We start from the raw sequence: 25162 nt of genomic DNA on the forward strand, positions 1-25162 counted from the left end.
TTTTATATGTATTTTTATTATTGACTAAAAATACATATTGAAATATCTAAATTGTATATAGTGTGAGATATATAAACATTATGTATATTTTCTTACATATATAAATTAAAAATATTTGAGGTAAAGTTATGGTCAAAATATTTAAAAATTATATCTTAAGCATTTTTATAGCGAGCACTTTTTTTATTTCACAAACTGTAAATGTTAATGCAAACTATTTGAAAACCGATACTCCAAAAGAGGAACTTTCTGTTTTCCCAATGGAACAAGTAAAGTATGCAAAATCTGATGTAGTTTCTACGACTGCTTTCTATGTTTCATCTGTAAATTATCAAACAGAAAAGGGAACAACAGGTGAAGGAAAAATTGAAAAGGTCGTTGAGCCTATGACTGTAGGAGTGGGACTATTGTTTGCTGGATATGCAATGAGCTTTATAGGATCGATAATAAGTTGGATAAAGGACATAGTGTTGATGTTCAAATAATTCAACCTCGTCTAGAACTCTAGAATAATAGCTTCATTATGAAATCTATTATTTGTTGTAAATAATTACATAATGAAGCTTCTCTTGATACAAGATATAAATGTTGTAGATTATATCCAAATATCCAAAGTATAAATTTACACATATATATATATATTGAATATTATAAAATATTTGAGGTAAATTATGATTAAATTGTTAAAAAATCATATGTTAAGTATTTTCATTATGTCTGCCTTTTTTCTTTCACAGGTTGTAAATGTGCATGCAAACTATTTGCAAAATAATACTCATCGTGAGAATATTTTTGTTTCTGCCATAGAGCAGAAAAGACAGGATGCAGTCCATACCGTTTCTCTCTATAGCCCCATTCTAAATCTTGGAGTGGATAATGAAACTACTATTGAAGGAAAATTTGAAAAGGTCGTTGAACCTCTTACACTCGGAACCTTTGGTGTTGGGATGGCACTTGGATATGCATCAAGTACGATAGGCATGTTTTTAGGATGGATAATAGGTAAAATAATATCGTATTTTAAATCTCGTTAAAATTGAAATTTTATCAGAATAAAACCTTCTCATACGAAATATAAACAATGGATATATTCTGTATTTATCCATTTTTGATGACAAAAAACTAATGAATTATCACATTAAGAATGAAAAAGCTTTAAATGCTTCTGTTTCTCTCAATGTGCACTAATTCTGCCGATGCATCTATTCAATTCAAATTAAAACAAAAGTAAAAGTATTGGTGATAAATTATGATTAAAGTATTGAAAACTTACGTATTAAATATTTTTATAGCAGTTGCTTTTTTGCTTTCACAAGTTATAAATGTTCATGCTAATCATTTGAAAAATGATATTCAATGGGAAACTGTCTCTCTAATAGAACAGGGAAAGAAAAAAGCTATCGATATAGCTTCTCTTTATGTCCCAAGTTTCACTCATGGAGAAAAAAGTGAAACTGCCATTGAAGGAAAATTTGAGAAAGTATTTGAACCAATTACGCTAGGAGTTTTTTCTACAGTAGGAGCTTTGGGTTTTGGATTCTTGACTGGATTTGTTATGTCCATATTTAGCGGGACAATCGGATGGGCAATAGGAAAACTTAAAGGCAAATAATTCAAAAATACTCAGTTATTTTTTCTATTTAAAATGAGAATACTTTACAGCCTGCTTCACATCACTTAGCAGGCTGTTGTATGTTTTCTATGGATAAACTTCAGGTTACCATACTGTATAGAACAAATATAATATCTATCATTATACAAAATAATAGATTAAGCTAAACAAACATTATTCAAAGTATAGATTTGCGCACGAAATGCCATAAAATTACCTTATAAATCTTCCAGTGTGAATTTCTGGTTGTATCATTTCAACATTCATTTTAGCAGATTTAATTGTTACAAAGTATAAGAGCATAAAATAACTATGAATGATTGAGTTTTTCAAAAAAGTTCTTCAATAAAAACCATTCTATCTATTTGATTTTGTTATTTAATAAGGTACGCAAATAAAGATACGTTGCAAAATTTAAGTGAATGAATAATAGAGAGAAAATTTTCGACTTTAACAGATTTTCTGTGAACATTTGACGTTTATATCTCAAAAATAAAAATGCTTAAGACTATTTCCTTTCATTATTGAGTAAAAAAAACTATCCATTTAATAATTTAAATATTATGAAAAACGTGAAATAAATAACTTCACCAATTTTCCAGAAATAAAAAAAGGATAAGACTTATGGAATATATCAGCACGAGAGGTGAAGCTCCTGCTTTAAGCTTTACGGAAACGATCATGACAGGATTGGCGAGTGATGGGGGACTTTATCTGCCAGATAAATTTCCCCAGCTCTCATTTGATGCGTTACGAGCACTTCGTGGTCAGTCCTATACAACAATTGCTAAAACTATTCTGTGGCCCTTTGTGAATAACGAAATCGAATATACAGCTTTTGAAAATATGATCGCTGAATCTTATGCAACCTTTCACCATCCAGCAATCTGTCCGTTACGACAAACTGGAGCAGATGAATTTATCCTTGAACTCTTTCATGGTCCTACTTTAGCTTTTAAAGATGTCGCAATGCAGTTTCTTTCTCGACTGATGGATTATGTTTTGACTGAAAAAAATAGACGTGCAACGATTATTGCTGCAACATCAGGTGATACAGGAGGGGCTGCGATACAAGCTTTTGCTGGAAAAGAACACTCAGATATTTTTATTTTATTTCCTAAAGGACGTGTATCACCTGTTCAACAACGGCAAATGACAACCAATCAATGTTCAAATGTTCATGCCATTGCCATTGAAGGAAATTTTGATGATTGCCAAGCTCTTGTCAAAGCAATGTTTAATGACCACAATTTTCGTAAAAAAAGAGCGCTTTCAGGTGTTAACTCTATAAATTGGGCGCGTATCATGGCGCAAATTGTTTACTATTTTTCATCTGCACTTTCCTTAGGGGCTCCTGATAGAGCTGTTTCATTTACTGTTCCTACTGGAAATTTTGGTGATATTTTTGCAGGTTATGTCGCAGCCCGTATGGGATTACCCATTGCTCAACTGGTCATCGCAACGAATGATAACGACATCCTTGCACGTACATTGACCAGCGGTACTTACGAAACACAACCAATAGTCCATACAACATCACCTTCTATGGATATTCAGGTCTCTTCTAATTTTGAACGTTTGCTCTTTGAAAGTGGCAATCGTGATCCAATGTGGATTCGCAATGCAATGGACAACTTGAAACAATCAGGACGTTTTACTCTTGATGAAAAGCAACTCAAAAATATTCGTTCCCTATTTTCCGCTGGGAAAAGCAACATGGCTGCAACAGCTCAAACAATTGATAGTGTCTATAAGGAAAGTGGCTATCTTGTTGATCCACATACAGCCGTCGCTCTTCAAGTAGCGCGTAAAAACAAAAAACCGCATATTCCAATGATCGTTCTTGCCACGGCTCATCCAGCTAAATTTCCTGATACTATTAAAAGTGCTTGTGGACTTCATGCCCCATGGCCATCTCATCTCAATGATGTAATGAAACGCAAAGAACACTTTATAAGTCTTGCTAATGATGAAAAAATAGTAAAAGATTATATCTCTTTAAAATCGCGTGCATCTTATTAAAGTTAGCTGCATTAACTTAAATCAAGAATATTCTAATACCCTTACAATGAGGTATTTAGCTTATTTAATGGAGTTGTAAATACATGGATGTAGATATATGTCGCCTTAGTAATGGCTTGACTATCGCCACACATACAATGCAACAAATTGATAGTGTTGCCCTCGGAATATGGGTTAAAGTGGGCTCACGCAATGAAACCTCCACACAGCATGGTATTGCTCATCTTCTTGAGCATATGGCTTTTAAAGGAACCGAAAACCGCACTGCTTTTCAAATTGCAACCGATATTGAAGATGTTGGCGGTGAAATCAATGCCACAACCAGTATTGAAACAACAGCTTACTTTGCACGTGTACTTAAAAGCGATATCCCACTTGCTATAGACATTTTAGCCGATATTTTAATGCATTCAAAATTTGACGACAATGAACTAGAACGAGAAAAACAAGTAATATTTCAGGAAATTGGTGCCGCTCATGACACTCCTGATGATATTGTTTTTGATCACTTTACAGAAACAGCCTTTCGTCATCAATCCCTTGGACGCTCTATTTTAGGAACAGCTAAAACTATTCAATCATTTACATCTACTGATCTCCATGATTTCATCAATAAACAATATAGTGCAGATCGTATGATTGTCGTTGCTGCAGGAGCTGTAAAACACGAAAGTTTCTTGCGAGAAGTTGAAAGTCGTCTTGGTACTTTTCGCTCCCATTCAACCGCACCTCTTACTAATCTTGCAAATTATGTCGGTGGCGACTTTCGTGAATATCGCGATTTAATGGATACACAAGTTGTTCTAGGGTTTGAAGGGCGTGCTTATCACGCGCGTGATTTTTATGCGGCCCAAATTCTTTCAATCATTCTTGGTGGTGGTATGTCTTCACGTCTTTTTCAAGAGGTAAGAGAGAAACGTGGATTATGCTATTCTATTTATGCTTTTCATTGGGGATTTTCAGATACTGGGCTTTTTGGTGTTCACGCAGCTACCGGACAAGAAGGGCTCAAAGAACTTATTCCCGTGATTCTTGATGAACTTTCCAAGGTCAGTAAAAACATTCACGCCAATGAACTGCAACGAGCACAAACGCAATATCGTGCGAATCTGACAATGTCACAGGAAAATCCCTCTAGTCAAGCACATCTCATTGCTCGCCAAATACTCCTTTATGGTCGACCAATTCCAATATCGGAAACAATTGAACGCCTCAATCTCATCACTCCTAAAAGATTAACTGACTTAGCACATCGTCTTTTTACAAATTCCACTCCAACACTAACTGCTGTCGGACCTGTAGGACCCCTCATAAATTTTGATGATTTAACGTCAACTCTTTCATCCAAGCTAAAATAAAAAACTTCTTTTCAAAACAGCATCACAATAACATACACATAAACATACACATATTTTATCGTAAAATTTACCACAAAAGCTCTTCTCATTAAATAAGTTTTGGAAATATTGGGCAAAGAAGCGTACAAAACTACCCAATTCATACTTCATGTGATAAAGATTCTAATGAGTGAAGGTATATCCGTGAAATCTGGAAATTCATGGTTTAACTTTGCCCTTTTAAAATATAAAACTTCATTCGCTTCAAGTTCCATTGAAGCAAATGGACATGTGGTCTATTTGTATATAAAACCACATAACTTAAGAAAAAGTGATAACAATTTATTATGTAAATAAATTATAAAAGGTGGACGTTTTTTCTCAAAAATCGAAATGAAAGTTAAACATCCAAAAATATTGAGAGTGGGACATTGTGAAGAGTTTGCGTAAAATAATTGACATCATTTTCATTGTAGTCGTTAGTTCTCTTGTCCATCTTACATCAGCACAAGCAATTGAGCCAGTTAAAATTTCTTCTCAGGATGCTGCTCTTGATCTCTCACAAGCAATTGAAATTCACCATACAAACAGCTCTATTTTTCAAACAAGTACAGCGCCAGGACCAGATGGTATTGTTTGGCGTATTGAAGTGCAGGCAAAAAATGAAAATTTTTCCGGAAATTGGGCAGTTTTTTCTCTTGCAAATCCAACAGATGAACAAGTCGATCGTCTCATAGTTGCCCCCCACTACCGCATGGCGCGTTCTGGATTTTTTTGGCCAGACCTTGGATCAGCAAGGATTCAATCCATAACGCCAAGCGAAGGTTTTTCCCTCGATCGTCAACTTAGTGCAAACTCTGATATCTTTCGTATTACCCTTAACCCTGGTGCTGTTGTTACATTTGTGGCCGAACTTAACTCTGCAAATCTACCGCAAATCTATTTATGGCAACCTGAAGCTTATAAAGATGCAATTAATTCTTATACGCTTTATCATGGTATTCTTCTTGGTATATCTGGTCTCTTAGCGCTTTTGTTAACTGTTCTCTTCGTCGTCCGTGGAACAGGGCTGTTTCCTGCAACAGCAGCTGTTGCTTGGGCTGTGCTTTTTTATATTGGTATTGACTTCAACTTTTTAAATAAATTCTTTGCAGTTACACTCACAACACAACCAATCTGGCGTGCTGGTACAGAAGTAGCACTTACTGCTACACTCTTCATTTTTCTTTTTACCTATCTCAGTCTTAACCGCTGGCATTATCATTTTAGTTACGGTGCTATCGCTTGGACCATTGCCTTTTGCAGTCTAGGAGCCTTTGCTATTTATGATCCAATCAGAGCAGCTGGAATTGCGCGTTTGTCTTTTGGTCTTACCGCTGTGCTTGGTATAATATTAATCATCTATTTCTTAATCAGAAGCTATGACCGCGCCATTATGCTTATCCCAACATGGTTGCTCATTAGCTTTTGGTGTGTTGGAGCCTATGCCTGCATAGCTGGATATCTAAACAATGATATTATCCAGCCAGCATTAGCGGGAGGACTAGTGCTCATTGTTCTTCTCATCAGCTTTACTGTCCTGCAACAAACTTTTTCTAATGACGCTTTCCATGAAGGAATATTTTCCGACCTTGAACAACAAGTACTCGCAGCAAAGGGAGCTGGAAATATTATTTGGGATTGGAATATTGAGCGTGACCGTATTGTTGTACATCCAAACATGGCAACCCTTTTTGGTACTGAAATTCATAACCTCAATGGACCTATGCGCAACTGGATTTCAGCCTTGCACCATGATGATCGTGAACGCTTTCAAGCCGTATTAGATATCATTCTTAAAAATAAAAAAGGGCGCATTGATCAAATTTTTCGGCTTTCTTCCGGTGGTGGTTATTATCATTGGTTTTCTCTTCGTGCACGTCCGGCTATGCAAAAAGATGGGAAAATCACACGTGTCATTGGAACCATTGTCAATATTACTAACCACAAAAAATCCGAAGAACGCTTATTGCATGATGCAATCCACGACAGCTTAACCGGCCTTCCTAACCAACAAATTTTCTTCGATAGACTACAAAATTATACCTCTTTGGCGAAAGCAAATATCAAAATTAGACCGACTGTCTTTATGATTGATTTTGACAATTTTCGCCAAATTAATCGCAAATTAGGCATAGCAGTTGGAGATACTGTACTGCTTATAATCGCACGTCGTTTAAACCGTCTCATTAATTTTCAAGACACCTTATCGCGCCTTTCAGCAGACCGCTTTGCAATTATTTTACTCAGTGAAACTGAACCACAAAAAATTGCAGCATTTGCAGATCATTTGCACAAAACAATTTCAGCACCTATTTCACTTTCAGAAAACAAAATAATCCTTTCAACGTCTATCGGATTGGTTACATGGAGTGAAAGCCGATCGACGGCTAAAGATATTTTTAATGATAGTGAATTAGCGATGATTCGTGCAAAACAAATGGGTGGAAACCATATTGAACCTTTCCGTCCTAATTTTCGCACTTTGGGTCTCGAACATAATACTCTGGAAAAAGATGTTCACTATGCCATAAAACGTAATGAGATAAAAATCCTCTACCATCCTATTCTTAATTTATCAGACGGACATATTATTGGTTTTGAAACAATTGTAGAATGGCATCATCCCACTTATGGAAATTTAAATGTCTCTGATTTCATAAAAATCGTAGAAAACGAACAAATTGTTATGAATTTGTCACAATTTATCATCGATAATGCCATTATCGATCTTATAAATGTACAAGAAAAGTTTTCCCAACAATCTTTCTTTATTTCAATTAATTTACCAAGCGCAGAAATGATTCATCCTCGTTTTATCAGTCAATTGCGCGCCGCTTTGCTTCGTCATCCGCTCCACAAAGGGCGTTTGATGATTGAAATATCTGAATTTGTCTTAAGAAATAATCCTGAACAATCAGCGCACTTTCTCGAACAAATTAAAACACTTGGAATGAATCTCGCACTCGATAACTTTGGAACAGGTTATTCGTCTCTGACCTATCTCGTACGTTATCCATTTGATATGGTTAAACTTGATCGTTCACTTATTTCAATCGACTCCCTTAAGAAGAAAATTGTTCTCAAGTCTATCATTAATATGGCAACAGATCTTAATTTGCAAATTATCGCAGAAGGTGTTGAAAATGAAAAAGAAGCAATCTTCCTCCGTCAAGAAGGCTGTAAATATGTTCAAAGCACACTTGTAACGAAACCGATTGCCATAGAAGAATTAATTACGCTCGTTCAGAGCCATTTCCCTTATAAAATAAAAACATAAGGGATAAAATAACGTGTAAAGTTAAAAAGCTTAGAAAAAACTCTACGCGTGTCCCATTTCAGAAGCAAGATAAGTTGGATCGATACCCATGCGTGTTAAACTTTTATCATACTTGCAGCTTAAATCACTTTCAAAAAGAAAACTAGGTGATGTAGAACTGATTAGCCAACCATTTGTAGAAATTTCTGCCTCAAGTTGCCCCGCTTTCCATCCAGCATAACCTAACGCTACCAGTGCATGTTGCGGACCTTGTTCGCAACTGATCGCTTTTAATATATCAATTGTCGCAGTAAAACAGACCTTATCTGCAATAAAAACAGTTTCTTCACAAGCATAATCATCTGAATGAAGGACAAAACCACGCGAAGGATCAACAGGACCACCATAGCGAACTGGAAACTGTTTTATTGGTTCAGAAAGACTTTTTTTTTGGCCACTGTCTATGACTCCCAAGTGAAGCAAAAGCTCTGGAAAATCAATATGATGCAATTGATTGAGAATAATGCCCATCGCACCGGCATCAGAATGCGCGCAAATGTAAATAACAGAACGAATAAAGCGTTTGTCATTCATCCCAGGCATTGCTATGAGTAATTGTCCACCTAAAAAGCCATTACACCGCTTCATTAATTTGTTATTCTCCATAATTTACATGATAAAAGTTTGTTCATTTAGTACACTAGGAAAATAAAACTCCAATGAAAAAAAGTCATATATTTACAAATTTACAAAATATCGCAACTTTCTTTTATAAAAAGCTTTTAGTTACTTTAAGCTTAACATTCATAGTTTTAGAATTACTTAACATTCCTGTAAATGCTCAAAAAGAACAAAAACTCCAGCTTTTCGCAACATCTTGGTATGAATCAGATGGTGGTCGTATCCGATTAGCAATCACCGAACCTTCTCTTTCTGGAATAAGAGAAGGCATTATTGAGATTGTGCTTAAACCAGGATGGAAAACTTACTGGCGTAATCCAGGTAATTCTGGCATGGCACCGTTTTTTAATTTCAACCAACAGGTTTCTTATGAAATCTTTTATCCTACCCCACAGCTTTTTGAAACAGAAAATGATTGGTCATTAGGCTATAAAGATAAAGTAATATTGCCCTTCAATCTTTCTGGTTCAAGCAAAAATTTAAGTGGTGCTTTCACTCTTGGATTATGTAATAAAATCTGTCTTCCATTTACTGTTAACTTTGATTTTTCGCCATCTGCTCTTAAAAATAAACATCTTCCTGCTTCCTTCTTAAAAAATGCCCAAGATTCTTTGCCCCGCATGATGCAGAATGCACTAAAAATAAGTGCCGAAAAAAATAACAGTACCCTTCTTATAAAAATACAAAATAACAACAAAACCACTCCTTCCTCTCTCTTTTTAGATGGAGGAGAAATGCAAATTGGAGCAGCAAAAAAAGTCAGTGATAACGCAGAATATACACTCTTCAGTGCTCCACTCTATTTCGCACCAGAAGAAATAAACCAAAAAATTTTTTATACAGTTTCTTTTAAAGATTACGCCTTAAGTGGAACATTCATATTCCATACGCAGCCAACCCCTCTTGCGACTCCGCGATAAAAGAAAAAAACTCTCAAACAGTAATTATGCTGGAAATCGTCCATTTTCGCGATATTGAGAAATTGCTTTGCGAGCAAGGGCATCTGCGCGTTCATTTTCTGGATGTCCCGCATGTCCTTTTACCCAGTGCCATCTGACTGTATGACAAGAACAAGCATCCTCAAGAGCTTGCCATAGCTCCATATTTTTAACAGGATTTTTTGATGCAGTGCGCCAATTATTCTTTTTCCAATCTTCAATCCACTTAGATATACCGTTACGCACATAAACTGAGTCTGTATAAAGGTCGACCAAACAGGGCTCTTTAAGCGCCTTTAATGCACAAATTGCCGCCATGAGTTCCATTTGATTGTTTGTTGTATGAACCTTACCGCCATAAAGCTCACGTTCATGACCATTCCAGCGTAAAATTGCTCCCCATCCTCCAATTCCAGGATTTCCTGAGCAAGCACCATCTGTATAAATTTCAACGACTTTTTGTTGAGTTGCCATAAAATTTAAAAACCTAATTCACTTAGCGAATTTACATTACTGAAAAAACAAAGCTTGTACCAATACTCCCATGGATCTTTCTTAATAACAAAGCTATTAGGTGGTGTATTAAACCAATCATAAAGACGTGTGAGTAAGAAACGTAAAGACGCACCACGAGCTAACAAAACAATCTTGTCCAATTCTAAAGGGATCAATGGTCTTATTTTTTGATAATTTTCCAATAACTTACGTGCTTTGGCCAGATTATAAGAATGATCAGGCTCAAAGCACCAAGCATTTAAACAGATCGCTAAATCATAAGCAAAAAAGTCATTACAAGCAAAATAGAAATCTATTATCCCAGAAAGACGATGATTCACAAAAAAGACGTTATCATTAAATAAATCTGCATGAATAATGCCTATTGGTAAATTGAGCGGCCAATTTTCCTGTAAAAAAGCCAATTCCAACTCAATTTTTTGCCCAAATTCTTTTAATAATGCATCTTCTTTTGTTTGACAACGTTGCCATAATACCTGCCAATCCATAACAGAAAGAGTATTTTTACGACTGAGTGTAAAATCCTGTCCTGCTAAATGTAATTGTGCTAACCCCGTCCCCACTTCGCCACAATGATCTATAGTGGGCTGGCGGACCCACTCTCCTTCCAGAAAAGTAATAATAGCAGCAGGGCGTCCTGCTAATTCACAGATCATCATTCCATCATTTTGAATAACAGGTTGAGGACAAGGAATTCCACGCTGTCCTAAATGCTGCATCAAGCGACAAAAAAAAGGTAAATCATCTTTTGAAATACGTTTTTCATAAAGTGTTAAAATAAATCGCCCTTGTGTTGTCTCTAACATAAAATTAGAATTTTCAATCCCCTCCTCTATACCTTGATAAGACAAAAGTGACCCTATTGCATAACGTGTTAAAAACACTTTTAAATCATTTGAATGAATATCTGTATAAACGGCCATTATTCTGCTTTCGTTGTAGACATGTCTGTATTCTGATTTTCATTTTTTGCATTATTTGCTTGACCATTGACGAAAGCCATATCTTGCGACGTTAAAATGACGTCACGTAATTCGCGACTCACTAAAAATTTTTCCGTTTCTACTACTGTTTCAGCTAATTCTATTGTGACATTATAACGCTCACGAAACGCTGAAATAATTTCATCAATAATAATTTCAGGAGCCGAAGCCCCTGCTGAAAGACTGACAATAGAAAGAGCTTTTAGGTTTTCAAAATTAATTTCATCAGCGCGCTGAACTAAAATAGCTTGCCGCGCACCAGACTTTTCGGCAACCTCTACTAAACGCCGTGAATTAGAAGAATTTGGCGCTCCAACAATCAAAAACAAATCACTCCCCTTTGCTGCTGCCTTAACCGCATCTTGTCGATTCGTTGTAGCATAGCAAATTGACTCAGCTGCTGGGGCCGCTAATGTAGGGAAACGTTGTTGTAATATATCGAGAATTCCTGCAGTATCTTCAACAGAAAGCGTTGTTTGTGTAACAAATCCTAATTTATCTGGATCATTGGGTTGGTAATGCAAAGCATCTTCTATCGTTTCAATAAGCGTCACAGCCCCTTCTTCAAGCTGTCCCATTGTCCCTATCACCTCAGGATGACCAGCATGACCAATCAATATGACATGACGACCATGACGTTGATGTCGTATCGCTTGTTTATGAACTTTCGAGACCAACGGACATGTTGCATCGAGATAAAACAAATTATAGCATCGTGCTTCTTCTGAAACAGATTTTGGTACACCATGAGCAGAAAAAACAACCGGTTGATTGCGATGTTCTTCTGGAATCTCATCAAGTTCTTCAACAAAAACGGCTCCCCGTTGTTGTAATCCCTCAACCACGTAGCGGTTGTGTACAATTTCATGACGAACATATACTGGAACACCATATTTTTTTAATGCAAGGAGAACAATCTGGATAGCACGATCAACCCCTGCACAAAATCCACGTGGACCACAAAGACGTATCGTTAAAGGGGGAAGTCCAGACATAAATCATCCTTAATCTCTACAGTTTTAGCTATATATTCAAACAATCTATCGTTATACACGAATAAGCAATGTAAAAAAACTGGCAATACCATCTTTTGCATAAGAACACACTCTATCGTGTTTTCTTACAATATGTTCTTGCAACAAAGCTCTTTTAAAATTTGTTCTTTCATTTTACGCGACTAAAGAGCAATAAAATACCAAACAAGAGATTCAATCAAAAGAACTCCAAAGATAGCTGCCAAATAAAGTAATGAAAAGAAAAACAGTTTTTTTGCCATCAAAATAGTTTCATTATGTGTATCAGCTTTCCACAAACGATAGGCAAAATAAACAAAGATAATGCTTAAAATTGTTGAAAAAATACCATAAAAAATTCCGCCAAGACCAGTAAAGCAAGGAGCAGCAGCGCATAATGCCATCAAAATAGTATAAAATAAAATCTGTTTTTTTGTTGAATGTTCACCTCGTACATTAGGCATCATAGGAATACCTGCAGCCTCATAATCAAGAGATGAAAATAAAGAAAGAGACCAAAAATGAGGGGGTGTCCACATAAAAATGATTAAAAACAATAAAAAGCTATCAATACTCACTGACCCTGTTGTCACAGCCCATCCAATCATTGGTGGAAAAGCCCCAGAAGCACCACCAATAACAATATTTTGTGGTGTGATACGTTTTAACCAAATTGTATAGATAACGACATAAAAGAAAATCGTAAACGCAAGAAAAAATGCCGCAAACCAATTAATAAAGCTCCCCATAACCAATACCGAAAGCATAGAAAGAACCATGCCAAAAATAAATGCTTTTCGGGAACTGATTTTACCCATAGGAATAGGACGTTTTTTGGTCCGTTCCATCACGGCATCAATGTCAGCATCATACCACATATTCAGTGCTCCCGCACCGCCACCACCGATAGCAATACATAAAATCGCTAAAAAACCATACAACGGATTGATAGGAACAGGCGATACAAGCAAACCAACCAGAGCCGTAAAGACCACAAGAGACATAACACGTGGCTTTAATAATGTGATATAATCACCAATACCGGATTTTGGTGGCGTTGATTTACCATTCACAACCGATAACTCTCCTGAAACTGACATTCCGCTCAAAGCCCTTTTCCATTTCTGTCATTCACAAACCAATATTATCTGACAAATATTATCTAGCGTATGGAAATGATCAATTAAGACCAATCGTATTTTTTAGAAAATATGAAATACCTCGTTCGCACGTATCCCCTAAAAATAGATGGAAATATTGGCAACAAAAATACATTTTTTCAATCAACATTCTCTCCTACATTACAAATGTATCATAAAAATATATCCTATGGATTAATATATTTGGGTAAATACTGATTTTGTGTTATAGTTTTTATGTGGGGAATTCATTTTTTTATGTAAATCTATGCATGGTTGTGTGTGTTTGTTGAGTCGGATAGGATTTTCTGTGATACTTCATAAATTACTCAAAAAAAGTTTTGTTATTGGTGCTGTTCTTTACACACTTTATAGTAGTTTTATCAATCATGCATTTGCACAAACACCCTATGCGCAAAATGTCCCTGCTCCACAAACCTATGGTGCATGGACAAAAGTTTGTGCTCTACCGCCAGGTACACCTAACATGCAGTGTGAAGTTGTACAAAACGTTCATACACAAGGTCGTCATGATATTACCTTGCGTGTTACATTTTATAAACTTCCTCAAAAGCAAGGTGCTTTGATGCGTGTTTTTGTTCCAATTCGCGTTGAATTACGTCCTGGCGTTGGAATTAAAATTGACGATAAAAATATGGGCAGAATGGAATATCGTCGCTGTCTTGGTGATAATTGTGTTGCTGAAGCCTTTCTTAAAGAAGACATATTGCAGCTCTTTTTAAAAGGAAAAATGGCAACCTATTTTATCTTTACAACTCCTGAACAAGGGATTGGAGGTTTTGTTGACCTTCATGGTCTTGCCGACGCCTATGAAACCTTACCGACATGAATGAAATCGATACGCTTTAGACGATAAAAATCTCATCGTATATTTTGAACGTTCCTTAAATTAGATTAATAAAAATCTTCTAAGCCCCCATAAAAATAGGATAATTCTTATGAAATCGCTGATAGATCATTTTGATATTGCTTCCTCTAAAGTGCAATCACTTGTACAGGAAACGCTTCATCATGCTGATGATGGTGAGCTTTACCTTGAGTATACAGAAAGCGAAGCTCTTTTATTTGATAATGGACAGCTTAAAAACGGCTCATTTCATCAAGATATGGGATTTGGACTACGCGTTGTTGCTGGAGAGGCTACTGGATATGCTCACTCTAGTGAGTTATCAGTTGCTGCACTCAAACGTGCCAGTGAAGCAGCTAAAGCTGTTACCTATAATAATCATGCAGGGACTTATAGCATAGCACCTCAACAAACAAACAAGAGACTTTATCAACCGCATAATCCCCTTGATGCTCCATCATTTGAAGAAAAAAGTGCTCTTTTGCAAAAAATTGATGCCTATTTACGTGCTAAAAATGATAAATTGCATCAAGTGACTGCTTCTCTTTCCGGCTCGCTACAACATGTTGAAATTTTACGTGCAGATGGTTATTTGGTTCGTGATATTCGTCCTCTTGTACGACTTTCTATATCTGTGGTTGTTGCTGAGGGTAATCGGCGTGAAAATGGTTTTTATGGATGTGGAGGGCGACAAGCATTTGACCAATTTATTCATGAAGACAATTGGAAAAAAGCTGCGGATGAGGCCTTACGTATGGCTTTAACAAATTTAGAAGCAGAAGCAGCACCTGCAGGATCTTTTGATGTTGTCTTAGCCAATGGATGGCCTGGCGTTATGCTCCATGAAGCCGTAGGTCATGGTTTAGAAGGTGACTTTAACCGTAAAAAAACATCCGCTTTTGCTGGACTTTTAGGACAACAAGTTGCGGCAAAAGGTGTTACAGTTGTTGATGATGGTACAATTCCACAATGCCGTGGCTCTCTCACTGTCGATGATGAGGGGACCCCTTCAGGATATAACGTTCTTATTGAAGATGGAAAGCTCGTTGGTTTTATGCAAGACAGGCTTAATGCACGGCTTATGGGAGGTAAATCAACTGGAAATGGACGGCGTGAATCTTATGCTCATGCACCAATGCCACGAATGACCAATACAATCATGTTAGGAGGAGATAAAACACCTGAAGAAATCCTTTCTTCACTCAAACATGGTATCTATGCTGTTTCATTTGGTGGAGGACAAGTTGATATCACTTCTGGAAAGTTCGTCTTTGAATGTACTGAAGCATACCGAGTAGAAAATGGTAAAATTGTAGCGCCTATTAAAGGTGCAACCCTTATCGGTAATGGACCAGATGCCATGAAACGTATTACAATGATTGGCAATGATAGCAAACTTGATAATGGTATCGGTATGTGCGGGAAAGCTGGGCAAAACGTTCCTGTTGGTGTCGGTCAACCTCATCTTCGAATCAATAATATGACAATCGGTGGAACTGCGCTTGTAAAGGAATAAGCGTTCTCATTCCTTCTCAATATTGCCTCCTTCTCGTCTATCACGAGCACTTTGTGATTTTTGTAAAATGCGTTGATTTATAAAGATAATCTATCGTTGTTCATATTGAATTAGAACCTTGAATACCATAAGATTCTCTCATTTCAAATCTGTTCCATGTTGAATCAATCAAAATCTTTCGTTTGTACGTTACAGGTGGGGGGGAGTTATATGAATAAAAACTATCAAAGACAGGACCAAAGATTCCTCTTATGTCTCCCTCAAGTACCAAGAGTTGTAGAAACATTGGGAGATGGCAAATATAACACTGGCACCGGCTTGCTCAGATACATCTTCTTCGTAATACATTAGTCTTTTGTGTGGGGTAATTTACCTTTTATATTTCATAATAAAAAAGTTTAAAATAAAAAACACTTTCTACATTCAGTGCTCTTAATTCAACGAGCAAAAGGTTATTATTATAGAGAAATTTTGGAGAGATTTTTATAATAATACTCAAGTAAACTTTAAAAAAATCTTCATGGCATTAAAAAATTTTAGGCTAAAGCTTCCAAGCTTTCTTTTTTTTCTTTTTGCTCAAAACAGCAACAATTTCGACATGTGGTGACCATAAAAATTGATCAATCGGTATGATTTTTTCTACTGTATACCCCCCTGCAACAAGAAGAGATAAATCACGAGCAAATGTAGTAGGATTACAGGAAATTGCCACAACACGTGATACTGTTGTCTTCGCTAATTCACGTACTTGTTGCTCTGCACCAGCACGGGGAGGATCAAAAACAACACTCTCAAAACCCTCAAGTTCCTTTACAGAAAGGGGATGTCGGAAAAGATCACGTTTTTCACAAGTGACCGTTTTTAAACCAGTTGCAAAACGTGCTGCTGTATTTAGATTTCTTAATGCATCTTCATTATTTTCTACTGCATGAACATTCATCTTTTTTGCCATGCGCAAGGTAAATGTTCCTATCCCTGAAAACAAATCAACAGCATTCTTTGCTTTTTTTAAATGAGTCAAAATAATATTGCCCATTATATTTTCAGCTTCGCAGGTTGCTTGAAGAAAACCACCAGAAGGAAATTCAACACAGACATCTCCAAAGTAAATCTCTGGTTTTTCTCGTTCAACCAACACTTCACCGTCAACAGATAAACGTATAATCCCATATGAAAGAGCAGCACTGATCATTTTCTGACGAAGTGATTCATGGTGTACAATGCAACCGCTTAAAGCAACATCTAAACCATTTTCAACACGTGTTATTGTAACATGAAACCGTTTGGCAGAGCTGCTTAGAAAAGCACAGAGCTCTCTGATATTATGCAACTGAGAAATAAGCTCTGGACGGCTTACTGGACATTCCTCAAGAGCTACAATCTCATGAGAGAGATAACGGTTAAAACCAACTTTTTGCCCCTGTGGGGTCATAGATGCTGTTAGAGTAATCCGCCGTCGGCTATAAGGTTTACATTCTATTAAAGGCGCAACAACATTATTAAGTCCATACTTTTTAAGCGCATCAACAACCAATTGTTGTTTCCATACGCGATAAGCATCCATATGCCAATGCTGAAGAGTACACCCTCCACATTCTCCAAAATGCTGACAAAGAGTATCAATGCGTTCTAATGATTTTTCTTTTAATGCTATACATGTTGCATATTTTCCATGAACAGTAATTTCAGCACACTCTCCTGGTAAAGTAAAAGGAACATAAACGAAGCCGCGAGACGTCCTAGAAGTACCATACCCATTTGCTCCGATATGGTCGATTATGACATTGTCACTCACTCTTGTTTTTCTCCGAATAGTAAATATTCCACGTTGCCATCACCACCTGTAATAGGAGAAGGAATTAAACCTCTTGCGCTCCACCCTGTTTGTGTATTTAACCAAACAAAAAGCGCCTCAGCAATTTCTTTAGCTATTGATGGATTTAATATTCCTCCCTTACTAAAGTGTTTACGACCAACCTCAAACTGAGGCTTTACCAGTAAAACAGCTTGGGCACCCTTCTTGGCTAAAGACAAAACGGGAGGCAATGCAAGTTTGAGAGAAATAAAGCTAACATCTGAAACGATAAGATCAATTTCTCGCCCACCTAAATGTTTATGTTGAAAATCTCTAACATTCAAGCCTTCTAATAACGTTATAGCACTGTTGCCCAATAAACGTTTATCAAATTGATGATGCCCAACATCAACGGCAATTACATGAGCCGATCCACGCTCTAAGAGAACTTGTGTAAAACCACCTGTTGATGCGCCAACATCAATGGCCGTCACTTTATCTGTTATAATCGGAAATGCATCAAGTGCAGCAATCAATTTTAACGCTGCCCGAGAAACATAATTCTGCGCTGGATCACAAACAGCAATCTCTGCATCATCAAAAACGATTTGCCCAGCTTTAAAAACGATTTCGCCGTTAACTTTAACAGTTTGACGCATGACAGCATCACGTGCGCGTGAACGTGTCGTAAAAAAGTTTTTTTCAACTAAGAGAATATCGAGCCTTTTTCTGGCAGCCATATCATACTCGAATTTTTTATCCTGTTCGAATCTCGCGGCCTAAAGCAGCAAAAACCGTGTTGGCAATACCCATAGCATCAAGCCCGATACGTGAAAGAACTTTTTCTGGTGCACCATGATTCAAATACTCATCAGGAAGTTTTAGTGTACGAGCTTTCAAACCATGCTCTAAGAGCCCTTCTTGCGCTAAAAATTGTAATATGTGCGCTCCAAAACCACCGATTGCCCCTTCTTCAATTGTCACCAATACTTCATGCTCACGTGCCAAACGACACATCAAATCCTTATCTAAAGGTTTCGCAAACCGTGCATCTGCAACCGTTGTAGATAATCCTTCAGCCTCCAATGCATCAGCAGCTTGCAACACTTCTGACATCCGCGTTCCAAAACAAACCAAAGCGATCCTATTTCCTTCACGCAGAACACGCCCCTTTCCAATTTCTAATAACTCACCACGTTGCGGTAAATCTATACCAATACCCTCACCACGTGGATAACGAAAAGAAATTGGTCCCTGATCATAAGCTGCAGCTGTACGCACCATATGCATCAGTTCAAGCTCATCAGAAGGTGCCATAACAACAAACCCAGGAAGAGTGGACAAAAAAACAATATCAAAACTTCCAGCATGTGTTGCACCATCTGCCCCCACAAAACCTGCGCGGTCAATAGCAAAACGTACCGGTAATTTTTGAATTGATACATCATGAATAATTTGATCATAAGCACGCTGTAAAAAAGTAGAATAAATTGCAACAAAAGGCTTGTACCCTTCACAAGCAAGTCCTGCCGCAAAAGTTACGGCATGTTGCTCAGCGATACCAACATCAAACATTTTTTCAGGAAATTTTTTCGCAAAAGAATCAAGACCTGTCCCTGTTGGCATCGCTGCTGTTATGCCAACAATCTTATCATCATGGCGAGCTTCTTCTATTAAAGCTTTAGAAAATACCTTGGTATAGGGTAGAATATTACTTGATGCTTTAACCTGTTTTCCTGTCGTGACATCAAAACGATTAACACCATGATATTTATCAGGTGAGGCTTCTGCAGGTGGATATCCCTTTCCCTTATGTGTGACAACATGCACCAAAACAGGACCACTAGGATATTCACGAACATTTTTTAAAACAGGCAATAAATGCCCCAAATTGTGCCCATCTATGGGTCCAAGGTAATAAAAGCCAAGCTCATCAAATAAAGTTCCCCCAACCAAAAGTCCACGCGCAAATTCCTCTGAACGACGCGCCTTGTCCAAAAAAAACTTTGGCAATTTTTCGCTCAACACCTTTACGCGTTCACGCAAATGACGATAAGAAGGACGAGATACTAATCGTGCAAGATGTGCACTCATAGCACCTGTAGGTGGTGCGATAGACATATCGTTATCATTAAGAACAACAATCAAGCGTGCATCCAAAGCACCAGCATTGTTCATTGCTTCATAAGCCATGCCCGCAGACATTGCACCATCACCGATGACAGCTATGATATTGCGTCTTGTCTCTGCTTTCAAAGCACTTGCCACCGCCATGCCAAGCCCCGCTGAAATAGAAGTAGACGAATGACCCGCTCCAAATGGATCATACACACTTTCTGAACGTTTTGTAAAACCTGATAATCCGCCCTCTTGACGTAATGTGCGAATTTTTTCTCTACGCCCCGTTAAAATCTTGTGTGGATAGGTTTGATGACCAACATCCCAAATAATCCTATCCTCTGGTGTATTAAAAATATAATGTAATGCAACAGTGAGCTCAACAACACCAAGTCCCGCCCCAAGATGACCACCTGTTACAGAAACCGCATCAATTGTTGCAGTTCGCAACTCATCAGCCAACTGTACCAAATCAGACTCAGGCAATGCCCGCAAATCTTGCGGAAAACAAATACGGTCAAGCAATGGTGTTAAGACCTGAGACAAAAAAAAACCTTTCTATTATCTTAACTTAAGAAAACGAAACGATAAAAATATATCTTCTCTACTCTTATTTACAGTTTTGCATCTTTTTTACTGAAAAATGCTCTTTTCTATTTGAGATGAGCTATACTTTCCTCATTTTTTACTTATTTTATAAAAAAGAAATCAATCGATTTAATTTTCTATAAAAAAGGTTATTATATCTCCTCGTTTCACAATAAATATCCAAAATATTTAATATTATTTAGCATCAAGTGGTTCTACTCCTTCTGGAGAACCGTCTTCTGAAAGCTGTATTTTTTCAACTTTAGCTTCAGCAACTCTTAAGAGTTTTTCACAATGCTTTTTAAGCGCTTCACCGCGTTCATAAATATCAATAGATTGTTCCAAAGGCACATCGCCACGTTCCAAATTTTCGACAATAACTTCAAGTTGCTTAAGCGCTTGCTCAAAGCTTAAGGTCGTAATATCCCCCTCTTGTATCTCTTTTTTCATATGAACCTCAAAAAATATCTGTTCTAGATATACGAATTCCAAAACCTTCTAAACCTACATAATGATGCTCTTTAGCAGCATAAACAATAACAGAGCCTATTCCTAGATATTTTAAAATTTGTGATCCTAAACCAATTTTGCGCCATTCTTCTTCGCGTTCAATCGCCTGCACATGGTTTTCTGAACTGTCTCTTGCCATATTTTGAATATCAATAGTTGATTGCATAACAGATCCTTTACGCAAATAAATAAATACGCCACGTTTTTCTTTTTCCATCATACGCCGCATCATCACCATAATATCTGAAGATTGACAAAAAACGTCATTTATAATGTTTTCATGATGTAAATACACAGGAATATCCTCACCCTCACGGACATCACCAAAAACAATTGCAATATGCTGAACGGCTTCCCAAGGGAGTTGATAACTTTGAACAATAGCGGGACCTACAGATGTTTCAATAGGCATTTCCCCAACATGCTTGATCAATATTTCCTTACGTTGGCGGTAAGCAATTAAATCTGCAACCGTTATCATATGTAACCGATGTTCTTGTGCAAATTTCATGATCTGATTGCCATGTTTAACGCTGCCATCATCATTGACCAACTCACCAATAACACCAACTGGTGGCAAACCAGCTAATTTACATAAATCAACAGCGGCCTCCGTGTGACCTGAACGCATGAGCACCCCCCCTTCATGCGCAATCAAAGGGAAAATATGTCCTGGACGGACAAAATCGTGAGCACCAGCATTTGGATTAGCAAGATTACGAACTGCCAATGTGCGGTCATGTGCGGAAATACCCGTCGTTATCCCACGTTTAAAATCCACAGTAACAGTAAATTGCGTCCCATGTGCAGAGTTATTATCTGGTACCATAGGAGCAAGATTAAACCGTTGTGCTTCTTTTTTTGGCATAGGTGTACACACAATACCTGTTGTGTGACGAAGAATAAACGCCATCTTTTCTTCTGTACAATACGCTGCAGCAACAGTTAAATCACCCTCATTTTCACGGTCATCATCATCTGTCACCACAACAATTTCACCGCGTTCAAAAGCTTTAAGTGCAGAAACAATTTTTTTTTCATCATACGCCATTGTTCACCTTCTCAATCACCCAATTTGACCGCGATGTCTTAGATAATGGTCAGCAATAGCACAAGCAACCATCGCTTCACCAACAGGAACGGCACGAATCCCAACACATGGATCATGACGTCCCTTCGTTATAACATCTATATCATGACCATCAACATCAATAGAGCGACGAGGCGTTAAAATTGATGAAGTAGGTTTTACAGCAAAACGTGCAACAATTGGCTGTCCACTCGATATTCCCCCTAAAATACCACCAGCATGATTGGATAAAAAAAGCGGTTTTCCATCATTTCCCATTCGCATTTCATCGGCATTTTCTTCTCCCCTCAGGCGGGCTGCCGCAAAACCATCACCAATTTCCACACCTTTTACCGCATTAATCGACATAAGTAACGATGCAATATCTTGATCAAGCTTTGCGTAAATAGGGGCTCCTAAACCTGCCGGAACATTTTCTGCAACGATCTCAACAACCGCACCAACAGATGTTCCCTCTTTACGGAGTTTACTGATATAATCACTAAAAATGGGAACCATCTCTGCATCAGCTGTAAAAAAAGGATTATTATCAACCTCTGACCAATCCCAACGATCACGATTAATATTATGAGGACCAATTGCTATCACTGCTCCTCGTACAATCAAACCAGGAACGATTTTACGAGCAAATGCACCAGCTGCAACACGTGCTGCCGTCTCCCGTGCCGAAGCACGTCCCCCACCTCGAAAATCACGAATGCCATATTTAATATCATAAGTATAATCCGCATGTCCTGGACGATACTGATGGGCAATCGAGCTATAATCCTTCGAACGCTGATCTGTGTTTCGAATCAACAGAGAAATTGGTGTACCTGTTGTCACCAATGTCGTCCCATCGTCTTGAACAACAACTCCTGAAAGGACCTCTACTTCATCTGGTTCTCGGCGCTGCGTTGTATACTTTGATTGTCCTGGTTTGCGTTTATCAAGATAAGCTTGAACTTCTGCAAGAGTAAAAACAATTCCAGGTGGACAACCATCAATGACACAACCAAGAGCAGCACCATGACTTTCACCCCATGTTGTTACACGAAACAAATGACCAAATGTATTATGCGACATGAAAAAAGATCCGTTTCTCTGTCAAATATATACAACGACAACATATGTTGTGTGCTATACACAAGGTAGCTCGTTGCTCCCAAATACCCTTAGCCACTTTAAATTTGGTCAAATTACTGCTGTCCAATAAAATCCTATAAACCAAACTTTATTCTTTAACGACAGAAATGTCTGGTGCATCAACTGCTTTCATACCTATGATATTATAACCCGAATCGACATGATGGACTTCACCGGTAACAGAACGAGACAAATCTGAAAGAAAATAAAGTGCAGAATCACCAACCTCTTCAATTGTTACCGTACGACGTAATGGAGCATTATATTCATTCCATTTTAAAATATAACGAAAATCACCAATACCAGAAGCCGCTAACGTTTTAATTGGTCCAGCAGATATAGCATTAACACGAATATTTTGAGGACCTAAATCTACCGCTAAATATTTCACGCTCGCTTCAAGAGCTGCTTTGGCAACCCCCATTACATTATAATTGGGAACAACCTTTTCTGCACCATAATAGGTCAGTGTCAAGATTGAACCACCATCTGGCATCAATTTCTCTGCACGCTTCGTTAGAGCTGTTAGGGAATAAACGGAAATATTCATGGTCATCATAAAATTTGATTCGCTGATATCAATATAACGACCACTTAATTCATCTTTATCAGAAAAACCAATAGCATGAACTAAAAAATCGAGTTTTCCCCATTTCTTCTCTATTTCTCTAAAGACCGTATCAATAGAGACACTGTCAGAAACATCACAATGTCCACAAACAAACCCCTTTAATTCTTCAGCCAAAGGTTCAACACGCTTTTTCATTGCTTCACCCTGATAGGTAAAAGCAAGCTCTGCCCCTGCGCTACTTGCCGCTTTAGCGATTCCCCAAGCGATGGAGCGATTATTGGCCAACCCCAAAATTAAACCACGCTTACCGTACAATAAACCATTACCCTTAGCCATCAGCATTGCCCCATTGTTACTTAAAATTAATATTATTCATCTGCCTATGACACAGGTCAACTTTTTCTTCAAGCAATTGGTTTAAAATCAAACAAAAACTACGCTTTTATATATAAAAAATTTTAAAATTAATCTTGTTGCATTTGCAAAAACTGTTCTAGCGCGGCATTTTTACCTTCCGGCAACATAATGCGAACATGCACATAAAGATCATCTCTTGTACCATTTTTTAAACGAAGCCCTTTCCCTTTCAACCGTAAAACGCGATCAGAACTTGACCAAGCAGGAATCGTTAAAACCACACGTCCCTCCAACGTCTCAACTTCTTCTTTTGCTCCCAAAACAGCATGTTTAAGAGAAACTGGTAAATCAAGATGGAGTGCTCTTCCTTCAACCCGAAAACGAGGATGTTTTTGAATCTGAATGGTTATCAACGCATCTCCTGCTTGCCCAAGAGGTACCTCTTCTCCCTGACCTTTTAATCGAATAGTCTGTCCGTCTTCAATATAATCTGGAAGTTTAATTTTTAACTTTTTTCCATTTGGAAAAACAGCTTCCACCTTTTCTGCGCCAACCATCTGCTCTAATGTTATAGCAAGATTAGCACGAACATGTGCTCCTTGTTGGGGACGGTTATAGTGTGTGGAATTCGAAAAGCTACCACCTCCTCCAAACAGATCCCGAAAAATATCACTCGCATCAAAACCTGCACCACCTGAAGAGGAAAAATCAAATCCCTTTGCTCTTCCTGAAAAGGGATTTTGTTTATTGCTAAAATTTTCACCAGTACCATAGGCTTGATAAAGCGGTTTTCCTTCCATATCAATTTCACCGCGGTCAAATTGTGCCTTTTTATCCTTATCACCTATAATTTCATAAGCTTGATTAATTTCAGCAAATTTTTCTTTAGCCTTTGTATCATCTTTATTATGGTCTGGATGATACTTCTTTGCTAATCTTCTAAATGCCGATTTAATCTCTTGCGATTTTGCGGTACGTGCCACACCCAGAATCGTGTAGGGATCACGCATATTGCCCTCTTTTCAATTTTTTCGTTTTCAAAATATCAACTGATCCGTTGTTCAATATCCCTTATATCTTCGTCA

22 protein-coding genes are annotated in these 25162 nt (G+C 37.6%); 9 read left to right on the forward strand and 13 right to left on the reverse strand.

What is annotated here, in order from left to right:
• Positions 1-128 precede the first annotated feature (128 nt).
• The 6 genes from ACFIJQ_RS01580 (at position 129) to ACFIJQ_RS01605 (ending at position 8290) form a co-directional block, all read left to right on the forward strand.
• Positions 129-485, forward strand: a complete 357-nt coding sequence (locus ACFIJQ_RS01580; protein ID WP_273787919.1) for a hypothetical protein — start codon at positions 129-131, stop codon at positions 483-485.
• A gap of 186 nt (positions 486-671) precedes the next feature.
• Entirely contained in the window at positions 672-1034 is a 363-nt protein-coding gene (locus tag ACFIJQ_RS01585; RefSeq protein WP_273787918.1) for a hypothetical protein, read from the forward strand.
• 215 nt (positions 1035-1249) lie between these two features.
• A complete protein-coding gene (locus tag ACFIJQ_RS01590) occupies positions 1250-1612 on the forward strand; it encodes a hypothetical protein (protein WP_273787917.1) in 363 nt (120 codons plus the stop codon).
• 624 nt (positions 1613-2236) lie between these two features.
• Positions 2237-3634 (forward strand): threonine synthase, encoded by a 1398-nt coding sequence (gene thrC / locus ACFIJQ_RS01595; RefSeq protein WP_273787916.1) that lies wholly within the window; start codon positions 2237-2239, stop codon positions 3632-3634.
• Between the two features lie 83 nt (positions 3635-3717).
• A complete protein-coding gene (locus ACFIJQ_RS01600; protein WP_012754834.1) occupies positions 3718-4992 on the forward strand; it encodes a pitrilysin family protein in 1275 nt (424 codons plus the stop codon).
• Positions 4993-5404: 412 nt separating this feature from the next.
• Entirely contained in the window at positions 5405-8290 is a 2886-nt protein-coding gene (locus ACFIJQ_RS01605) for an EAL domain-containing protein (protein ID WP_375628203.1), read from the forward strand.
• 42 nt (positions 8291-8332) lie between these two features.
• Here ACFIJQ_RS01605 and ACFIJQ_RS01610 read toward each other — a convergent pair whose 3' ends face one another.
• Entirely contained in the window at positions 8333-8917 is a 585-nt protein-coding gene (locus ACFIJQ_RS01610) for a YqgE/AlgH family protein (RefSeq protein WP_012754832.1), read from the reverse strand.
• 71 nt (positions 8918-8988) lie between these two features.
• Here ACFIJQ_RS01610 and ACFIJQ_RS01615 point away from each other — a divergent pair, with 71 nt between their 5' ends.
• Positions 8989-9870, forward strand: coding sequence for a protein-disulfide reductase DsbD domain-containing protein (locus ACFIJQ_RS01615; protein WP_012754831.1), 882 nt, complete (start codon positions 8989-8991; stop codon positions 9868-9870).
• A 24-nt stretch (positions 9871-9894) separates the two neighbouring features.
• Here ACFIJQ_RS01615 and rnhA read toward each other — a convergent pair whose 3' ends face one another.
• From rnhA to cyoE, 4 genes are all read right to left on the reverse strand, one after another.
• Positions 9895-10362, reverse strand: coding sequence for a ribonuclease HI (gene rnhA / locus ACFIJQ_RS01620; RefSeq protein ID WP_012754830.1), 468 nt, complete (start codon positions 10360-10362; stop codon positions 9895-9897).
• Positions 10363-10367: 5 nt separating this feature from the next.
• Positions 10368-11327 (reverse strand): homoserine kinase, encoded by a 960-nt coding sequence (locus ACFIJQ_RS01625; RefSeq protein ID WP_375628206.1) that lies wholly within the window; start codon positions 11325-11327, stop codon positions 10368-10370.
• On the reverse strand, positions 11327-12382 hold the full coding sequence (gene ispH / locus ACFIJQ_RS01630) for a 4-hydroxy-3-methylbut-2-enyl diphosphate reductase (protein WP_273787912.1): 1056 nt from the start codon (positions 12380-12382) through the stop codon (positions 11327-11329). The genes ACFIJQ_RS01625 and ispH overlap by 1 nt, the downstream gene beginning before the upstream one ends.
• A gap of 182 nt (positions 12383-12564) precedes the next feature.
• Entirely contained in the window at positions 12565-13500 is a 936-nt protein-coding gene (gene cyoE, locus ACFIJQ_RS01635; RefSeq protein ID WP_012754827.1) for a heme o synthase, read from the reverse strand.
• 307 nt (positions 13501-13807) lie between these two features.
• On the opposite strand from cyoE, the gene ACFIJQ_RS01640 reads away from it, so the two are divergent.
• Positions 13808-14389 carry an invasion associated locus B family protein gene (locus ACFIJQ_RS01640; protein WP_273787911.1) on the forward strand — a complete coding sequence of 194 codons (582 nt, stop codon included), beginning with the start codon at positions 13808-13810 and terminating at the stop codon, positions 14387-14389.
• A gap of 109 nt (positions 14390-14498) precedes the next feature.
• A complete protein-coding gene (tldD, locus tag ACFIJQ_RS01645) occupies positions 14499-15923 on the forward strand; it encodes a metalloprotease TldD (RefSeq protein WP_012754825.1) in 1425 nt (474 codons plus the stop codon).
• A gap of 541 nt (positions 15924-16464) precedes the next feature.
• On the opposite strand, the gene ACFIJQ_RS01650 is transcribed toward tldD, so the two are convergent.
• The 8 genes from ACFIJQ_RS01650 to ACFIJQ_RS01685 form a co-directional block, all read right to left on the reverse strand.
• Positions 16465-17718: a class I SAM-dependent RNA methyltransferase gene (locus ACFIJQ_RS01650; protein WP_273787909.1), complete on the reverse strand. Its 1254-nt coding sequence runs from the start codon at positions 17716-17718 to the stop codon at positions 16465-16467.
• Positions 17715-18458, reverse strand: a complete 744-nt coding sequence (locus tag ACFIJQ_RS01655; RefSeq protein WP_012754823.1) for a TlyA family RNA methyltransferase — start codon at positions 18456-18458, stop codon at positions 17715-17717. The genes ACFIJQ_RS01650 and ACFIJQ_RS01655 overlap by 4 nt, the downstream gene beginning before the upstream one ends.
• A gap of 16 nt (positions 18459-18474) precedes the next feature.
• Complete coding sequence (gene dxs, locus ACFIJQ_RS01660) at positions 18475-20382, reverse strand: 1-deoxy-D-xylulose-5-phosphate synthase (RefSeq protein WP_375628210.1); 1908 nt, start codon at positions 20380-20382, stop codon at positions 18475-18477.
• A 237-nt stretch (positions 20383-20619) separates the two neighbouring features.
• Entirely contained in the window at positions 20620-20874 is a 255-nt protein-coding gene (locus tag ACFIJQ_RS01665) for an exodeoxyribonuclease VII small subunit (protein WP_273787907.1), read from the reverse strand.
• 7 nt (positions 20875-20881) lie between these two features.
• Positions 20882-21985: a 3,4-dihydroxy-2-butanone-4-phosphate synthase gene (gene ribB, locus ACFIJQ_RS01670; RefSeq protein ID WP_273787906.1), complete on the reverse strand. Its 1104-nt coding sequence runs from the start codon at positions 21983-21985 to the stop codon at positions 20882-20884.
• 15 nt (positions 21986-22000) lie between these two features.
• Positions 22001-23089 carry a chorismate synthase gene (gene aroC / locus ACFIJQ_RS01675; RefSeq protein ID WP_273787905.1) on the reverse strand — a complete coding sequence of 363 codons (1089 nt, stop codon included), beginning with the start codon at positions 23087-23089 and terminating at the stop codon, positions 22001-22003.
• 148 nt (positions 23090-23237) lie between these two features.
• On the reverse strand, positions 23238-24056 hold the full coding sequence (gene fabI, locus ACFIJQ_RS01680; RefSeq protein ID WP_273787904.1) for an enoyl-ACP reductase FabI: 819 nt from the start codon (positions 24054-24056) through the stop codon (positions 23238-23240).
• Positions 24057-24184: 128 nt separating this feature from the next.
• Complete coding sequence (locus tag ACFIJQ_RS01685) at positions 24185-25087, reverse strand: J domain-containing protein (protein WP_273787903.1); 903 nt, start codon at positions 25085-25087, stop codon at positions 24185-24187.
• Positions 25088-25162 lie beyond the last annotated feature (75 nt).

This window comes from Bartonella sp. TT67HLJMS (assembly GCF_042193375.1).
Taxonomy (GTDB): domain Bacteria; phylum Pseudomonadota; class Alphaproteobacteria; order Rhizobiales; family Rhizobiaceae; genus Bartonella; species Bartonella grahamii.

Coding starts and splice junctions, on each gene's coding strand:
- thrC (WP_273787916.1), top strand. CDS start 2,237: ATGGAATATATCAGCACGAGAGGTGAAGCTCCTGCTTTAAGCTTTACG.
- ACFIJQ_RS01640 (WP_273787911.1), top strand. CDS start 13,808: ATGCATGGTTGTGTGTGTTTGTTGAGTCGGATAGGATTTTCTGTGATA.
- ACFIJQ_RS01655 (WP_012754823.1), bottom strand. CDS start 18,458: ATGGCTGCCAGAAAAAGGCTCGATATTCTCTTAGTTGAAAAAAACTTT.
- ACFIJQ_RS01610 (WP_012754832.1), bottom strand. CDS start 8,917: ATGAAGCGGTGTAATGGCTTTTTAGGTGGACAATTACTCATAGCAATG.
- ribB (WP_273787906.1), bottom strand. CDS start 21,985: ATGGCGTATGATGAAAAAAAAATTGTTTCTGCACTTAAAGCTTTTGAA.
- ACFIJQ_RS01585 (WP_273787918.1), top strand. CDS start 672: ATGATTAAATTGTTAAAAAATCATATGTTAAGTATTTTCATTATGTCT.
- tldD (WP_012754825.1), top strand. CDS start 14,499: ATGAAATCGCTGATAGATCATTTTGATATTGCTTCCTCTAAAGTGCAA.
- fabI (WP_273787904.1), bottom strand. CDS start 24,056: ATGGCTAAGGGTAATGGTTTATTGTACGGTAAGCGTGGTTTAATTTTG.
- ACFIJQ_RS01600 (WP_012754834.1), top strand. CDS start 3,718: ATGGATGTAGATATATGTCGCCTTAGTAATGGCTTGACTATCGCCACA.
- ACFIJQ_RS01625 (WP_375628206.1), bottom strand. CDS start 11,327: ATGGCCGTTTATACAGATATTCATTCAAATGATTTAAAAGTGTTTTTA.
- ACFIJQ_RS01590 (WP_273787917.1), top strand. CDS start 1,250: ATGATTAAAGTATTGAAAACTTACGTATTAAATATTTTTATAGCAGTT.
- rnhA (WP_012754830.1), bottom strand. CDS start 10,362: ATGGCAACTCAACAAAAAGTCGTTGAAATTTATACAGATGGTGCTTGC.
- cyoE (WP_012754827.1), bottom strand. CDS start 13,500: ATGTCAGTTTCAGGAGAGTTATCGGTTGTGAATGGTAAATCAACGCCA.
- ACFIJQ_RS01685 (WP_273787903.1), bottom strand. CDS start 25,087: ATGCGTGATCCCTACACGATTCTGGGTGTGGCACGTACCGCAAAATCG.
- ACFIJQ_RS01580 (WP_273787919.1), top strand. CDS start 129: ATGGTCAAAATATTTAAAAATTATATCTTAAGCATTTTTATAGCGAGC.
- ACFIJQ_RS01615 (WP_012754831.1), top strand. CDS start 8,989: ATGAAAAAAAGTCATATATTTACAAATTTACAAAATATCGCAACTTTC.
- ispH (WP_273787912.1), bottom strand. CDS start 12,382: ATGTCTGGACTTCCCCCTTTAACGATACGTCTTTGTGGTCCACGTGGA.
- aroC (WP_273787905.1), bottom strand. CDS start 23,089: ATGTCGCATAATACATTTGGTCATTTGTTTCGTGTAACAACATGGGGT.
- ACFIJQ_RS01665 (WP_273787907.1), bottom strand. CDS start 20,874: ATGAAAAAAGAGATACAAGAGGGGGATATTACGACCTTAAGCTTTGAG.